Annotated in this window: 13 protein-coding genes, 2 tRNA genes and 3 rRNA genes; 6 read left to right on the top strand and 12 right to left on the bottom strand. The window is 42.1% G+C overall.

All coding sequences use genetic code 11. From position 1 onward, the window contains the following. The first annotated feature begins 16 nt into the window (after nucleotides 1-16). Nucleotides 17-1504, top strand: a complete 1488-nt coding sequence (gene gspE / locus MST18_RS12695; RefSeq protein WP_111884711.1) for a type II secretion system ATPase GspE — start codon at nucleotides 17-19, stop codon at nucleotides 1502-1504. Between the two features lie 56 nt (nucleotides 1505-1560). Here the strand turns inward: gspE and MST18_RS12690 are convergent, their stop codons facing one another. From MST18_RS12690 to MST18_RS12660, 7 genes are all read right to left on the bottom strand, one after another. Further along, on the bottom strand, nucleotides 1561-1911 hold the full coding sequence (locus MST18_RS12690; RefSeq protein ID WP_180020952.1) for a hypothetical protein: 351 nt from the start codon (nucleotides 1909-1911) through the stop codon (nucleotides 1561-1563). Between the two features lie 206 nt (nucleotides 1912-2117). After that, the gene (locus tag MST18_RS12685; protein ID WP_180132642.1) at nucleotides 2118-2510 is read right to left on the bottom strand and encodes a DUF4951 domain-containing protein; all 393 of its coding nucleotides are present in this window, start codon (nucleotides 2508-2510) and stop codon (nucleotides 2118-2120) included. Nucleotides 2511-2711: 201 nt separating this feature from the next. Next, a complete protein-coding gene (locus MST18_RS12680; protein WP_111884709.1) occupies nucleotides 2712-3137 on the bottom strand; it encodes an organic hydroperoxide resistance protein in 426 nt (141 codons plus the stop codon). A gap of 95 nt (nucleotides 3138-3232) precedes the next feature. Then, nucleotides 3233-4057: a carbon-nitrogen hydrolase family protein gene (locus MST18_RS12675; RefSeq protein WP_180011795.1), complete on the bottom strand. Its 825-nt coding sequence runs from the start codon at nucleotides 4055-4057 to the stop codon at nucleotides 3233-3235. A gap of 32 nt (nucleotides 4058-4089) precedes the next feature. After that, nucleotides 4090-4608, bottom strand: a complete 519-nt coding sequence (gene gigB, locus MST18_RS12670) for an anti-anti-sigma factor GigB (protein WP_078189558.1) — start codon at nucleotides 4606-4608, stop codon at nucleotides 4090-4092. Nucleotides 4609-4720: 112 nt separating this feature from the next. After that, complete coding sequence (gene gigA / locus MST18_RS12665; RefSeq protein ID WP_078192616.1) at nucleotides 4721-5689, bottom strand: RsbU family protein phosphatase GigA; 969 nt, start codon at nucleotides 5687-5689, stop codon at nucleotides 4721-4723. 98 nt (nucleotides 5690-5787) lie between these two features. After that, on the bottom strand, nucleotides 5788-6744 hold the full coding sequence (locus tag MST18_RS12660; RefSeq protein ID WP_180132641.1) for a VacJ family lipoprotein: 957 nt from the start codon (nucleotides 6742-6744) through the stop codon (nucleotides 5788-5790). Between the two features lie 536 nt (nucleotides 6745-7280). Here MST18_RS12660 and MST18_RS12655 point away from each other — a divergent pair. The 5 genes from MST18_RS12655 to rrf all read left to right on the top strand — a co-directional run bounded on the left by MST18_RS12655 (nucleotide 7281) and on the right by rrf (nucleotide 12725). Next, nucleotides 7281-8819 (top strand): 16S ribosomal RNA (locus MST18_RS12655). Nucleotides 8820-8880: 61 nt separating this feature from the next. After that, nucleotides 8881-8957 (top strand) — tRNA-Ile (locus tag MST18_RS12650). Nucleotides 8958-9031: 74 nt separating this feature from the next. Further along, a tRNA-Ala gene (locus tag MST18_RS12645) sits at nucleotides 9032-9107 on the top strand. Between the two features lie 413 nt (nucleotides 9108-9520). Then, nucleotides 9521-12414 (top strand): 23S ribosomal RNA (locus MST18_RS12640). Nucleotides 12415-12610: 196 nt separating this feature from the next. Further along, nucleotides 12611-12725 (top strand): 5S ribosomal RNA (gene rrf / locus MST18_RS12635). Together the 16S, 23S and 5S rRNA genes with 2 tRNA genes alongside form the textbook arrangement of a ribosomal RNA operon. 176 nt (nucleotides 12726-12901) lie before the next feature. Here the strand turns inward: rrf and MST18_RS12630 are convergent. The 5 genes from MST18_RS12630 to MST18_RS12610 form a co-directional block, all read right to left on the bottom strand. Then, complete coding sequence (locus tag MST18_RS12630) at nucleotides 12902-13312, bottom strand: hypothetical protein (protein WP_078194283.1); 411 nt, start codon at nucleotides 13310-13312, stop codon at nucleotides 12902-12904. A 10-nt stretch (nucleotides 13313-13322) separates the two neighbouring features. Beyond that, a complete protein-coding gene (locus MST18_RS12625) occupies nucleotides 13323-13868 on the bottom strand; it encodes an ATP/GTP-binding protein (RefSeq protein WP_180133900.1) in 546 nt (181 codons plus the stop codon). 15 nt (nucleotides 13869-13883) lie between these two features. Then, nucleotides 13884-14858, bottom strand: a complete 975-nt coding sequence (locus MST18_RS12620) for a hypothetical protein (RefSeq protein ID WP_180133901.1) — start codon at nucleotides 14856-14858, stop codon at nucleotides 13884-13886. A gap of 86 nt (nucleotides 14859-14944) precedes the next feature. After that, the gene (locus tag MST18_RS12615; protein ID WP_078194280.1) at nucleotides 14945-15304 is read right to left on the bottom strand and encodes a hypothetical protein; all 360 of its coding nucleotides are present in this window, start codon (nucleotides 15302-15304) and stop codon (nucleotides 14945-14947) included. Between the two features lie 426 nt (nucleotides 15305-15730). Further along, nucleotides 15731-16372 (bottom strand): hypothetical protein, encoded by a 642-nt coding sequence (locus MST18_RS12610; protein WP_180133902.1) that lies wholly within the window; start codon nucleotides 16370-16372, stop codon nucleotides 15731-15733. Between the last annotated feature and the right edge of the window lie 6 nt (nucleotides 16373-16378).

The following is a 16378-nucleotide window of genomic DNA, read 5'->3' as shown; positions in this document are numbered from 1 at the left end:
ATCATTATAATGCGTGATGCAAGTACTTAAACAATTACAAATACCATATAGTTTTGCCAAACGTCATGGCGTATTGCTTCGATATGAGGGTGATCAAGCTTTTATTGTACGTCGTGACAGCACGCCACTGCTGGCTTTACAAGAAGCACGTCGCTATTTAGGGCATCCTGCACAATATCAATTATGTAGTGAGCAAGAGTTTAATCAATTACTCAGTGCAAGCTTTGCCGGAGACACCGGTGAGTCTCAACAAGTGGCAGCGGGTCTGGAAGATCATCCTGATTTACTTAGCCTTGCGGACTCTGTACCAGAAGCTGAAGATCTGATGGATCAGGAAGACGATGCACCGATTGTACGGTTAATCAATGCCTTATTGTCTGAAGCGATCCGTGTCGGTGCTTCAGATATTCATATCGAATCTTTTGAAAAAAAGCTGTCTGTCCGCTTACGTGTCGATGGTCAGTTACGTGAAATTGTGCAGCCACGTCGCGAGCTTGCTCCATTGTTGGTGTCACGGATCAAAGTCATGGCCAAACTCGATATTGCGGAAAAGCGAATTCCACAAGATGGTCGTATTTCACTGCGTTTGGCGGGCCGTGAAGTCGATGTTCGTGTATCAACCTTACCGTCTTCGTATGGTGAGCGTGTAGTGATGCGTTTACTCGATAAACAAGCTGGGCGTTTAAATATGACCCATTTGGGCTTGATGCAGCATGACTATGATCGATTGAAACAACTGGTACATCGTCCGCATGGCATTATTTTGGTTACAGGGCCGACGGGTTCGGGTAAAACCACAACCTTGTATGCGGCATTGTCTGATCTAAATGATGGTTCAAAAAATATTTTGACTGCGGAAGATCCAATTGAGTATCAACTTGAAGGGATCGGGCAGACGCAGGTCAATACCAAAGTAGATATGACCTTTGCTCGTGCATTAAAAGCCATGCTCCGCCAAGACCCAGATGTGGTGATGGTCGGGGAGATTCGTGATTTAGAAACTGCTGAAATTGCAGTACAAGCGTCATTAACAGGCCACTTGGTACTTTCAACGCTGCATACCAATACAGCAATCGGTGCGGTGACCCGTCTTAAAGACATGGGGATTGAACCCTTTCTACTGTCAAGCTCATTGATCGGTGTGGTGGCGCAGCGTTTGGTTCGAACCTTGTGCCGTCACTGTGCGACTTGGCATGATGCCGATGATTTTGAAAAAGACTTATTTAAGCATCTCGATGCATCGGCCGAATTAAAATTGCCACAACCTAAAGGCTGCGAACAATGCTCGCATACTGGATTTACAGGGCGTACCGCAATTTATGAAATCGTTCCAATTGATGAGCAAACACGTCGTCTGATTCATGGAAATGCTGCTGAGTTTGAGTTAGAAAATCATGTACGTGCAAATGCGGGTTCAATTCGTGATGATGGATTGCGTAAAGTTTTGGCAGGTAAAACCACCATTGAAGAAGTGCTCAGAGTGACGAATGAAGCGGCTGAATAGTCAGTGTAAAATATAAATAAAGCCCCGAAGCCTGTGTAAGGATTCGGGGCTTTGCTTTAGTTAATCTTTTCAAAATGAATTACAGCATCATATGCTTTGTCTGTCAGAGTGAGGTGAGTTGCATCACTCAGTTTCATTTCAATGCTATTACTCTCTTTATATTTCAGCACATCATGATTCACTTCGGCCATACCGGATGAAGCACTAGAAGTGCGCTCAGTATTATTTTTATCGAGCCAAAATTCGTCTTTAATTTGATAGTCATCGCCTTGTTTGCTAATGGAAAGTTTGCGTAGGCTCTCCGTGTCAGGTGTTTGTTTCCATTCCCCTGAAAAATCAGGCGCAGGTGTTTGGCTACATGCGGCTAAGGCCAAGCTTAGAAAAAGCATCGAAAAGTATGTTTTCATTGTAAAGTCCTGAAATCGAAAAGTATGTTTTCATTGTAAAGTCCTGAAAATGATTTTAATTTTTTATGGATGTGTAGTTAATTATAGTTTGAATATTAAACATTTTTTAAATTTTATTCATTATTCTTTCTATCGAATGTCTCATAATTTTTTATTTTAATTTGAACAAAAACAGCCCAAAAAATATGGGCTGTACGGTCTTTCACTTACCACAAACTGACAATTTTCTTCATCAATTCAGCACGAATGGGCGCGGTTGGGTTACCTGCATTGCGCTGCGTTTCATTTTCATAAAACTTTTGCCAAGTTTGAACCATCTCTAAAGTGACATCTTGAGTTTTAAGCTTTTCAACGTCGGCTTTACTGATATTGGCTAAGCGCGCTGCAGCACCTTCTGGGCCTGTACCCCAACCAATGATGCCTTGACCATAGGCAGGTAAAGACATGTTGTTCGGTGTTGGCGGTAGCGCAAGACGTTGAATATCTGGATTGACCAAGGATTTAATGTGAGGACGGACTTTTTCAGACAGGGTTAATTCGGCAAAACTCAGTGTGGATGCGCTGATTAGCAATGTACTGATAAGGAGAGATTTAAGCATCATAGATCAACAAATGAATGTAAATAAGAATCGTTATATATTTTAGCAAGGTTTTGGCAGCTGAATATGAATATTTAAATGTATTAGAAATGGATAAGATTTTATTTTGAGCTCAGCTGTAGATGTGTAGAAGTAAAAAAGCTCAAAGCACTATTTTATAAGAATTAAAACAGTGCTTTGTATAGATAGGTACAAATGGATTTAAGTCAAAACATTTAAAGTAACATTAATATTGTTTCGGGTCGCATTTGAATAGGGGCACACAATATGTGCAGCATCGACCAATTTCTGTGCCTCGCTTGCATCCATACCCTCAAGATGAATATTAAGCGTCACTTCGATACCAAATCCTGTTGGAATAGGGCCGATACCAACATCACCCTCGACGTAGGCAGCAGGTGTAATCGAAATTTTATCTCGGTTAGACACAAATTTCATTGCACCTAAAAAACAGGCTGAATAACCAGCGGCGAAGAGTTGTTCGGGATTTGTACCATTACCTGTACCCCCCATAATTTTCGGCACAGCCAATTGAACATCTAAATGACCATCGGATGTCGTTGCACGACCATCACGACCACCAGTGGCTTTTGCATGGGCTGTATAAACTGCTTTTTCTAAAGTCATTTTTCTAATCCCTCAGATAATGGTTCAAAATCATATCGTGGGGGATTTTGTTTAGATAATATTCAGTTTTTTTGTAATTTTATACAGAGTGAAAATCAATATTGAACCAAAACACGGTGCTGCATCAGTGGCATTGATGCGCGAATCTGTTGCTGCTCGTCTAAGTCAAAAGGAACTGTGAGTAGTTGAGCGCCTTCTTCTGCGGTGATTGCTAAAATTTGACCACGGCTGTTGCTTGCTCCAGCATGCCCCCAAGTTTGACGCTTTTCACCATGCCAGCCTTGTTGTGCGGCACCTAATACAGCACATTGACTATCCATGGCACGAGCTTGCAGTAACAACTGCCAGTGCATTTCACCCGTGGTATAAGTAAAAGCTGCAGGCGCCGTTAAAATATTTGCACCTTGGCTACGAAGTTTCAAAGCCAGTTCAGGAAAGCGCAAGTCGTAGCACACCATCAGGCCAATATTGCCAAAAGGTGTTGTTGCAACTACGGTTTCAGTACCAGGTTCAAAGAATTTTGATTCTTGATAGCCACCGACAGCGTCACCAACTTGCACATCAAATAAATGAATTTTGTCATAACGTGCTTCGGTACGTTCAGGGCTGATACACAGGCTGACAGTACGGACACGGCCATCTTGAATGATTGAACCATCTGGACGATAAGGGCATGGGAGTGTGCCCGCAACAATCCAAAGTTGATAACGATGTGCGAGTTGTTCTAGTCGCTGCTGAATACTTTCAAATTGCGCCGCGGTTTCGCGTTGTTTACCAGCGGCAAAGCAGACAAAATTTTCAGGAAATACAATGAGACTCGCACCTTGAGCCTGACTTTGTTGCATCAATGATTCGATCACTTTGAAGTTATCTTCAATGTCATTTTGAGAATTCATTTGTGCGACGGAAAGTAAAGTCATGCGAAGAGTGTCTCTGCTGTGATTAACCTAAATTAGACATTTTGCTGCTTGGGTTGCTCTAGATTGTCCTGCTCTTTTTGCAGTTGTTTGACCAAAGGCTCAAACATATTTTGGTTGCTATCATTTAGTTTCATAAGAGTTTTGTGTGCATCTAAAACCGTATTCAGCATATTGCTATGGGTAATGTGTTCTTCCATAAGTGCGCGAGTGCATACACTTGGATCACCACAATAATTCAAAATAACGAACACCTGACCTAAACCCATGCTATTGGCAAGCGTTGTGATATCAGAGTTTGTAGACAACATTACCGCTTGGATATGGTGAACTTGTTTAAGCTTCAAACCCAGTTTCGCCAAAATGCCAAGGACAGTACTATCGATAAATGTCGTTTGGGTTAAATCAACGATTGCACCGACGACATTTTGTTGCTGTTCAATTTTGTTTAATAACTTGTCTAGACTAATACAAGATTGGGCACGCACTTCGCCAATAAGCTTAAAAATATGCGTTCCGTTCAAGCTTGCATATTCAACATGACCTGTTGACATATAAATGCCATTTGCAGAGAAGGATAGTAAATTATCCCATAGGGGCACAGCTTACTCAAGTAGCCGAGTATGATCAGAAAGTCGTATTCGGTTTAAGTAGTTGATTTCGTGATTAATTGATTCGACGTAAACTTAGGATGGCAATATCATCAGCAACATGGTCTGGTGCTTGAAATGATTGATTTTGCAAGTGATAAACCAATTGACCTAGCTGTTCATTCAATCCACCATCAAAAGGTTCAAGTGCGCCATCCGAGCAAATTACAAAGCGTGAATAACGATTTAAGGTAAATTCAAACTCTTCAACTTCTAGGTCTTCAGTTAAGCCAAGTGGAAAGCTACTGGTATTTAAAATTCGTGCGGGAAGACCGGGTTCAAATAAAATGGCTGGCGGATAATGGCCTGCACTAGACCATTTCAAGACATGCGTATCGAGATTGAGTATCCCCGCAATCATGGTAATGTGCTTTTCAATATTTTCTTGAACCAACATGCCATTGAGCTTTTTGATGAGTTCTCTCGGGGTTTTTGAACGACCGTGGAAAGCAGCCATCCAAGAGGTCAGTAAACTACTCGTCACCCCATGACCAGATACATCTGCAAGATAAAACATGATTTCTTTATCGCTGATTTTCCAGTAATCGTACCAATCACCGGATAAATAGGCTGAAGGTTGGAAGAATGTTTCAATTTTATAGTTGTGGAGTTCAATCGGGTTGGGCAGTAAACGTTTTTGCAAATCTGCAGCAGAAGGGAGATCACGGCTGTCTTGATTGCGTTTGTATTGCGCATCAATTTTAGTGAGTGCCACCTGAAGGTTGGTTGGAATATGGTCCCACACCCATCCTGCTAAAGCGCCTTGTTGCCACGCTTGAGCCAATGCAGCGCCCTCATGCTCAAAAGCGAGCACAATGGTAGGAAGTGTCCATTGGTGATTTAAAAAGTCGGCAACATCAGCAATTGCAATGATTGTTGGATCATACAAGTCTAGATCTTCAATGTTAATCATTTGTACGCTAGGAAGCGCATCAAGTACCTGATCTAAATATGGAATATCACGAGTAGGTTGAATGAAATACATAAAGAATTAGATGAATCCTTCGATAGACAATAAGTGTACTATAGCAAGCTAATGATGGCTGGAGGGAAAAACCACACCAGCCAATTGAAAAATTTTATTTATTCAGTTGTTACCGTGTCGGTATCATCTGAACTGCTGTCATCAATGAAATCGGTAGAATCATCAGATGAAACATCTGTTGAATTATCTTCAGATTCATCAATATCGTCATCTTCTTCATCAATAAATAAGTTTTCTTCAGCGATACCTTTTTTCTCAGAAATTGAATAATTCAGGCGTTGTAAATAGATGTCGCGAATTTGAGCATATTTATCGCCTTGTAATACACCTTCAATATCCAGTAATTGAGCGCGAGTATCGATTCCACGTAAAGTTTGCTCAGACCAATACGCCACATCATGACCATCAAGCATATATTTCTGTGGACGTCCTTGACTATCTACTGCTAGACCGACGGTTTGGCGCAATGTGCTTGGACCAAGCACTGGTAGAACAATATAAGGACCAGAAGGAATACCGTAATAACCTAAAGTCGCGCCAAAGTTTTCATCTTCTGTTTCTAGACCTAGACGGCTTGCAGGGTCAGCAAAGCCTAAAGTTGTCAGTGTATTAACAGTAAAACGCCCCAGACTTTTTGCGGCACGTGTCGGTCGTCCTTGGATGAGTTGGTTAAACGCATTCCACGGTTCTCCCAAATTTTTACGGAATAAACGATAAGATTCACGAATATCCTTAGGAGTTTTTGCTACATATTGCACAGCAGCAGGGCGGGCAATATGGACGTCTAAATAATCATTAAATGCGTAAACTTTCCGGTTGATCGGTTGGAAAGGGTCTTTATCTTCTTCTGATTGTGCTGCATTGGCATTAACAGATAATTTTTTTGCAACTTCAGATGACTTAACCATCGCAGCATGCGCAAATTGTTGTGTTTTTGATTTATTGGCAGCTTCTGAGTCTTGAGCAATAGGTGATGAAGCCTCGTCATTTGCAATTACAGGAGTTGTTACGACAAGTGACAATAATCCTGCATATAAAAAAGAAGTTTGGCGCATATATAGTCCTGACGCTTTTAGCGCGGCAAAATGTTTGCCGTATAATAAGTAAAAACGTTCAAATAATCCTGATTTATTACTATTAAACCAAATTTGATCAAAATATGAATAAAAAAATGTAATTTGAGTGAAAATTGTGCGCTCAAAATAATTATTTAAAAAAAGGTGTTGCGTTGGATCAGAAATGCTGTAGAATGCACATCCATCGGCGGTGATGAAGATTAAAACTTCTGATAAAACAATGACTTGGTTGAATTGATTGAGTTGGGTTTTATTTAATGGGTTTAAAAATAATTTGAATTACCGGTTGACTCTTTAGAAATAAAGAGTAATATAGCCGACCTAGCTTGCTGGTGACGAACCAACAAGAAGATCATTAAGAGATTATGAAGAACAACTTGTGTGGATTTTTACTGGTTGATTGATCGAAATTATTTTCATTGATTGATGGTAGAAATTACTCGAAGTTTATTTGAGCAAATTTTTGTCAGTAATTGATGAGCCAAGATTGGTACACTATATGTACTATTGATTTTAAACTGAAGAGTTTGATCATGGCTCAGATTGAACGCTGGCGGCAGGCTTAACACATGCAAGTCGAGCGGGAATAGGTAGCTTGCTACCGATTTCTAGCGGCGGACGGGTGAGTAATGCTTAGGAATCTGCCTATTAGTGGGGGACAACATTTCGAAAGGGATGCTAATACCGCATACGTCCTACGGGAGAAAGCAGGGGATCTTCGGACCTTGCGCTAATAGATGAGCCTAAGTCGGATTAGCTAGTTGGTGGGGTAAAGGCCTACCAAGGCGACGATCTGTAGCGGGTCTGAGAGGATGATCCGCCACACTGGGACTGAGACACGGCCCAGACTCCTACGGGAGGCAGCAGTGGGGAATATTGGACAATGGGGGGAACCCTGATCCAGCCATGCCGCGTGTGTGAAGAAGGCCTTTTGGTTGTAAAGCACTTTAAGCGAGGAGGAGGCTACTTTGGTTAATACCTAGAGATAGTGGACGTTACTCGCAGAATAAGCACCGGCTAACTCTGTGCCAGCAGCCGCGGTAATACAGAGGGTGCGAGCGTTAATCGGATTTACTGGGCGTAAAGCGTGCGTAGGCGGCTTTTTAAGTCGGATGTGAAATCCCCGAGCTTAACTTGGGAATTGCATTCGATACTGGGAAGCTAGAGTATGGGAGAGGATGGTAGAATTCCAGGTGTAGCGGTGAAATGCGTAGAGATCTGGAGGAATACCGATGGCGAAGGCAGCCATCTGGCCTAATACTGACGCTGAGGCACGAAAGCATGGGGAGCAAACAGGATTAGATACCCTGGTAGTCCATGCCGTAAACGATGTCTACTAGCCGTTGGGGCCTTTGAGGCTTTAGTGGCGCAGCTAACGCGATAAGTAGACCGCCTGGGGAGTACGGTCGCAAGACTAAAACTCAAATGAATTGACGGGGGCCCGCACAAGCGGTGGAGCATGTGGTTTAATTCGATGCAACGCGAAGAACCTTACCTGGTCTTGACATAGTAAGAACTTTCCAGAGATGGATTGGTGCCTTCGGGAACTTACATACAGGTGCTGCATGGCTGTCGTCAGCTCGTGTCGTGAGATGTTGGGTTAAGTCCCGCAACGAGCGCAACCCTTTTCCTTATTTGCCATCGGGTTAAGCCGGGAACTTTAAGGATACTGCCAGTGACAAACTGGAGGAAGGCGGGGACGACGTCAAGTCATCATGGCCCTTACGACCAGGGCTACACACGTGCTACAATGGTCGGTACAAAGGGTTGCTACTCCGCGAGGAGATGCTAATCTCAAAAAGCCGATCGTAGTCCGGATTGGAGTCTGCAACTCGACTCCATGAAGTCGGAATCGCTAGTAATCGCGGATCAGAATGCCGCGGTGAATACGTTCCCGGGCCTTGTACACACCGCCCGTCACACCATGGGAGTTTGTTGCACCAGAAGTAGGTAGTCTAACCGTAAGGAGGACGCTTACCACGGTGTGGCCGATGACTGGGGTGAAGTCGTAACAAGGTAGCCGTAGGGGAACCTGCGGCTGGATCACCTCCTTAACGAAAGATTGACGATTGGTAAGAATCCACAACAAGTTGTTCTTCATGACGATGTATCTGAGGGTCTGTAGCTCAGTTGGTTAGAGCACACGCTTGATAAGCGTGGGGTCACAAGTTCAAGTCTTGTCAGACCCACCATTCTGACTAACGAAGTATTTGAATAAAATACGGAAGCAAACAGAGAATCAGAAACATTGACTTATTGATAAGCTGGGGACTTAGCTTAGTTGGTAGAGCGCCTGCTTTGCACGCAGGAGGTCAGGAGTTCGACTCTCCTAGTCTCCACCATACATTCCTTCGGAATGTATAAAGAACGAAGCTAAAATAAACAATCAAGCGATTGTTAGCTTAGTCCTTAAGCGATCAAGTGCTTAGGTTATAGAGCTTAGCAACAAAGTGGCGTATGATTCGCTGCATTGTTATTAAGCTCTGTGATTTATCACAGTTTCCTGACCTGACGAAGGCTGGAAAAATCATTAACAGAATATATTTGAGTTGAAATAATTTGTTCATACTCGTTTGATTTAACTTAACAAGCAATTGTGAAAGTTGAATGAAATGAGTTACTAGCGAAATTAACTGAATCAAGCGTTTTGGTATATGAATCTAATTGAAGCTGTACAGTGATTAAATTCACGAAGCTCTAAACTGTAATGTTGGTTGATCTACTTGTAGGATCAAACGACTGTTTGGGGTTGTATAGTCAAGTAATTAAGTGCATGTGGTGGATGCCTTGGCAGTCAGAGGCGATGAAAGACGTAATAGCCTGCGATAAGCTCCGGGGAGGCGGCAAATATCCTGTGATCCGGAGATTTCTGAATGGGGAAACCCACCCGCTATAAGGCGGGTATCATAAACTGAATACATAGGTTTATGAGGCGAACGAGGGGAAGTGAAACATCTCAGTACCCTTAGGAAAAGAAATCAATTGAGATTCCCTCAGTAGCGGCGAGCGAACGGGGAAAAGCCCATTAAGTTATCTAAGCTTTAGTGGAACGCTCTGGGAAGTGCGACCATAGTAGGTGATAGTCCTGTACACGAAAGGGCTTAGATAATGATGTCGAGTAGGGCGAGGCACGTGAAACCTTGTCTGAATATGGGGGGACCATCCTCCAAGGCTAAATACTCCTGACTGACCGATAGTGAACCAGTACCGTGAGGGAAAGGCGAAAAGAACCCCTGTGAGGGGAGTGAAATAGATCCTGAAACCGCATGCATACAAGCAGTGGGAGCCAACTTGTTTGGTGACTGCGTACCTTTTGTATAATGGGTCAGCGACTTACATTCAGTAGCAAGGTTAACCGATTAGGGGAGCCGTAGAGAAATCGAGTCTTAATAGGGCGTTTAGTTGCTGGGTGTAGACCCGAAACCGGGTGATCTATCCATGAGCAGGTTGAAGGTTGGGTAACACTAACTGGAGGACCGAACCCACTGTCGTTGAAAAGCCAGGGGATGACTTGTGGATAGGGGTGAAAGGCTAATCAAACTCGGTGATAGCTGGTTCTCCCCGAAAGCTATTTAGGTAGCGCCTCGGACGAATACCATTGGGGGTAGAGCACTGTTTCGGCTAGGGGGTCATCCCGACTTACCAAACCGATGCAAACTCCGAATACCAATGAGTACTATCCGGGAGACAGACTGCGGGTGCTAACGTCCGTAGTCAAGAGGAAAACAATCCAGACCGCCAGCTAAGGCCCCAAAATTATAGTTAAGTGGGAAACGATGTGGGAAGGCATAGACAGCTAGGAGGTTGGCTTAGAAGCAGCCACCCTTTAAAGAAAGCGTAATAGCTCACTAGTCGAGTCGGCCTGCGCGGAAGATGTAACGGGGCTAAAACTATATGCCGAAGCTGCGGATTTACACATTAGTGTAAGTGGTAGGGGAGCGTTCTGTAAGCCGATGAAGGTGGATTGAGAAGTCTGCTGGAGGTATCAGAAGTGCGAATGCTGACGTGAGTAACGACAAAACGGGTGAAAAACCCGTTCGCTGAAAGACCAAGGGTTCCAGTCCAACGTTAATCGGGGCTGGGTGAGTCGACCCCTAAGGCGAGGCCGAGAGGCGTAGTCGATGGGAAATTGGTTAATATTCCAATACTTCAGTGTAATGCGATGAGAGGACGGAGAAGGTTAAGTCAGCCTGGCGTTGGTTGTCCAGGTGAAAGGAAGTAGGCATGTATCTTAGGCAAATCCGGGGTACTCTATGCTGAGATCTGACAGCAAGCTGTACTTGTACAGTGAAGTGGCTGATACCATACTTCCAGGAAAAGTCTCTAAGCTTCAGTTACACTGGAATCGTACCCGAAACCGACACAGGTGGTCAGGTCGAGTAGACCAAAGCGCTTGAGAGAACTCTGCTGAAGGAACTAGGCAAAATGGTACCGTAACTTCGGGAGAAGGTACGCTGCTTTTGGTGATGGAACTTGCTTCCTGAGCTGAGAGCAGCCACAGAAACCAGGCCCCTGCAACTGTTTATTAAAAACATAGCACTCTGCAAACACGAAAGTGGACGTATAGGGTGTGATGCCTGCCCGGTGCTGGAAGGTTAATTGATGGGGTTAGCGTAAGCGAAGCTCTTGATCGAAGCCCCAGTAAACGGCGGCCGTAACTATAACGGTCCTAAGGTAGCGAAATTCCTTGTCGGGTAAGTTCCGACCTGCACGAATGGCATAATGATGGGGGCGCTGTCTCCAGCAGAGGCTCAGTGAAATCGAAATCGCCGTGAAGATGCGGTGTACCCGCGGCTAGACGGAAAGACCCCGTGAACCTTTACTGCAGCTTGACATTGAACTTTGATCTTACTTGTGTAGGATAGGTGGGAGGCTTTGAAACCGAGACGCTAGTTTCGGTGGAGCCAATCTTGAAATACCACCCTGGTAATATTGAGGTTCTAACTCTGCTCCATTATCTGGAGCGAGGACCATGTCTGGTGGGTAGTTTGACTGGGGCGGTCTCCTCCTAAAGAGTAACGGAGGAGTACGAAGGTGCGCTCAGCGTGGTCGGAAATCACGCGTAGAGTATAAAGGCAAAAGCGCGCTTAACTGCGAGACCCACAAGTCGAGCAGGTACGAAAGTAGGTCTTAGTGATCCGGTGGTTCTGTATGGAAGGGCCATCGCTCAACGGATAAAAGGTACTCTGGGGATAACAGGCTGATACCGCCCAAGAGTTCATATCGACGGCGGTGTTTGGCACCTCGATGTCGGCTCATCTCATCCTGGGGCTGAAGCAGGTCCCAAGGGTATGGCTGTTCGCCATTTAAAGAGGTACGCGAGCTGGGTTTAGAACGTCGTGAGACAGTTCGGTCCCTATCTACCGTGGGCGCTGGAAATTTGAGAGGATCTGCTCCTAGTACGAGAGGACCAGAGTGGACGAACCTCTGGTGTACCGGTTGTGACGCCAGTCGCATCGCCGGGTAGCTATGTTCGGAAGGGATAACCGCTGAAAGCATCTAAGCGGGAAGCCTACCTCAAGATAAGATTTCCCTTGGACTTTATGTCCACTAAAGAGCCGTTGAAGACTACGACGTTGATAGGTTGGATGTGGAAGTGCGGTGACGCATGAAGCTGACCAATACTAATTGCTCGTGAGGCTTGACTATACAACACCCAAACAGTTGTATGTAAAGCATCAATTGATTCACATATAATCAATCAAACTTGATTTAGTTGAAAAGCTAGATAAAATGAACACCTTAAATTAACTCAAGTACTTCTGTTAATAACTCATTTGGTAGAAAACTTAGCACGAAGAGCACTGCTCTGAGATTAGACTAAGCAAGTATCCATAACAGTTGTGCTGGCGACAATAGCAAGAGTGAACCACCTGATCCCTTCCCGAACTCAGAAGTGAAACCTCTTAGCGCTGATGGTAGTGTGGGGTTACCCATGTAAGAGTAAGTCATCGCCAGCTCATTATTCGAAAACACCCCCTGATATCTCAGGGGGTGTTTTTTTATGCGGGGAAGGAAAAGAGGGAAGAAGAAAAGCAGAAGAATAGAATAGGAAAATGAATAAGTTAAAGTGACGAATAAATGAATATTTCTGAATCAAATATAAAGTTAATAGTCTTCAATATTTCTATAAAGTTTATTGATCCGCTGAAATAATGGATTGCGTTGCAGCTTTAAGCATATATAAGACTTGGCCTAATAAAATGTCCTTATCTGTCAATGCTACAATAATCATGGGATGATTTTGTGCAGCAACAGATGCAAGTATCGCTTTTCCATTTTCGGCATCTAAGGTTATATTTTGACAACCGACCAAATGAATTTCTTTAATAAATGCTGACACCATTGCAAGGATAGAGCTGCTAACCGCAGCTAACTTGCTATTGTTATATTGCCCACGTTTGTAAACACTTGTTAACTCAAATCCATCTGTTGAACACACCATGATGAAATGAACGCCTCGTGCATTGTTAATAATATTATTTATTTGTTCACGGGCATGTTGTATTAACTCATTCGAAGCGGTGCGTTTTGTGACATTAAACATTAATAGCTCCTTATGCGGTAATGTAGTGATTTACTTCGATTGAGGTAATTAAAGCTTCAAGTAGCAGTAAAACGTCAGATTTTTTGCGACAGTCAATAAAGAATAGGGGCGAATATAAGTCCTGACTAATCAGCCAATCTTTGTAGATAGCGGTATTTGTCGAACTTGTGATTTCATCTGTATGGGTAATTCCAATGGCTATGTTATCTGTATAGTTTTGGAAGGTTTCTAAATAGCTTTCGAGTTCACTTAGGGGATCATTAACATTATGATCAATCAAAATAATTGCACCGATTGCGCCTTGACAAATCACAGGCCAAATAAAATCAAAACGACTTTGTCCAGGGGTACCATATAAACCTATTTTTAAACCATCTTCTAAGGTCACTTCTCCGTAGTCGATACCCACTGTGGTTTCGAGTTTTTGATGGCTGGCTTGGTCAGTGTTAAGCGCTTCAGTAAGTAAAACAGGGATATCCGAAAGTGAACGGATCGCTTCAGTTTTTCCAGCACCTATAGAACCAGCAAAGACAATTTTATATTGCTGAAGAATCATGTTTGATGTCCTATTCTAAAATCCAAATTTACGGCGTAACTTACTAAAGAAGTTTTGTACAAAGTTCTTTTGTTCTGTTGTTTCATGCTTTTCAGGTGGCGTGTAATGTTTATCCCAAAGATTTATTTTTTTTATATTCAGTGATGCCATATTCGCAGCAATGAACTGTCGAACAGTGCTGAGGGGAATATCGTATTGTTCTGCAATGGTTGATATCTTTGCACCCTGGATAAAACATGCAGAAAGTTGAAAAATTTGTTTATGAGATAAATGTTCAGCAGGTTTTGGCCAGCTTAAAATTCGAAAATGACCATCTTCAGGAACTGTTTGGTAAAAATTCGGAGTTTGCCAAAATAGATTCCATATCCAGTCTTGAAGGATGACGGGATGCTTTCGACTTACATGGGTCATATCTTCAATTGATGCGAAATCATATTTAAAACTAGCATCTGTGTGTTGAAGTTGACGCTCGAGGTTGAGCCAAGCTATATTTTGCGCGGTATCGATTACCGCTATTGTGCCTAGATCATCATATAGGTGTAATTTTTGATGATTATCTTCTGCATACATTTTTTTGAAGTAATCATCCTCCAAATTAAAATCGATAAAGCTCTGGATTTGATCATGTTGAGCATGCTTAATGGATTCGTTAAGGTCATTATGGCTGACGAGATGTTTATCAATCCATTGATAGAGCTCTTGATTATCATCAACGGGAAGGAATAGAGTATTGTTTCTGACGCGCCCTGATTGTTGGTTGTCTTTCGAGATCTTGAGCCAAGGTAAAGCGCGGCGAGTTAATATTTTTTGAATTCCTTCGGTGTCAAAAAAACGCTCATGAATAAATAAGCAATCGAGATTCACATCAGATGCACTTTTCCATTGGATATTAAAGTGCTGTGGAAAAATTGCGTAAAGCTGATGTTTGAGTTGATCTGAATCATGAATACTTAATCCTGCAATGCCGATATTGATATATTGCTTATTCATGGTGTTCCTCGACTAATTTTATTCAAACCTGTAAAACATTTTGGGAATAAAAAACCCTCTTATTGGCATAAGAGGGTTAGGTGAAATTAAGCAAAATCTAAACTTTTTTCATAGGTTTTTAATTCGTGTCGAGCCATGGCTAGGTTTGCTTTGGCACGATCAAGTACTAAATATAAGAATATGGATTCATTATTTTCCAGTGGACGAATCAAGTGATACTGCTTTCCTAAGGTAATTAAAATATCGACAATGTGATCATCTAAATTGAGTGATTGAGCAACACGTCTTTTGGAGCGAACCACTTCAGTATTTCCAGCAGCTGCTAATTCTAAATCAATATCTCCACCGCCTTGTGTCGCCATAGCTAGGCCACTTTCACCGTCTACCAGTGCCGCTGCATAAAAACCGTCGATTGTTGTGAGTGATTCTAATGAAACTTTAGCCATTTTTATGCCCCTCTTTTAGGTTATACATGATTATTATTTGTAGATATTTAGGTAATTAAACTAGCGTTTTTAACTACATAATTTAATTATAGGAAGCGTAAGTGGCTTTGCAATAAAATTAATTTTTTGTTTTAAAATGATAATATTTTCTAATTATAGTGTTTAGTTTTTGGATTAAAAAATGTGATTTAATTTGCTGTATATATTTTTTTATGTGTTTTCGGACTTCATTTATGATTTAAAATTTACCAAAAATTCAAATGTAAAGTTTTGTAAATATTGTAATAAAACTCGATTTTGCAGAATAAAGCTGACTGATTTACATAAAGAAAACAAAAAGTGATCTAAAGGCGTGTAATTTAGAATATTCGATTTAAAAAAAACCTGCTTAAAAAGCAGGTCATTGATTTAGACAAATGAAGCCACTTAAGAAAAAATATTACAAGCTGCAGATGCCAAAATCCATAAAATCACCACTGCAACAATAGGCTCTACAATTTTTGACCAAGTTGGAACTTGTACTTCTGTTGTCACATCTTCTTGAGTATGTTGTTGATTAACCATTTGATTGAACTCCTTCATTGATGCTTCTAATGATATCTCTTCTTGCAGATTTGGTTTAGAACCAAGAAGCTCTGTTAGGTTGTTTGTTGACCAAACCCAATCATCCGCTTGACCAGAAAGGTGTTCAATTTGTCCATTGAGTAATTCTTGAATGCTTTGTGGTGAGTGTGAGCCGGTATCATGAAGTTGCTTTAATTCATTTAATTGTAAATGAAAAATTTCAGTTGTTAGGTGTTCAAGTTCAGAGCGTTCTAATATTGATGCATTCGATGGATTGGTGGTCAGATGGCGTGAAACTTCTTGAATATAGAGTTCATCAGGATGAGTAATTTCTTGATAAACCTTTTGAGCATTATTGCGGAGCTGATGAATCAATTCACCTAAAGTTAATGCATTAATTTCACGTATATATTGACGTTTTTCTTCACGATTTAAATGACTTAAAAGCGTAGGCTTTTGAGATTCTATTTGTTCGACAAAATATTGTACTAAATCAAAAGCCATTATTCG

Source organism: Acinetobacter sp. YH12068_T, from assembly GCF_024606005.1.
Taxonomy (GTDB): domain Bacteria; phylum Pseudomonadota; class Gammaproteobacteria; order Pseudomonadales; family Moraxellaceae; genus Acinetobacter; species Acinetobacter amyesii.
The sequence above is the reverse complement of the archived record's forward strand: the minus strand, read 5'-3'. Positions and strand labels throughout refer to the sequence as shown.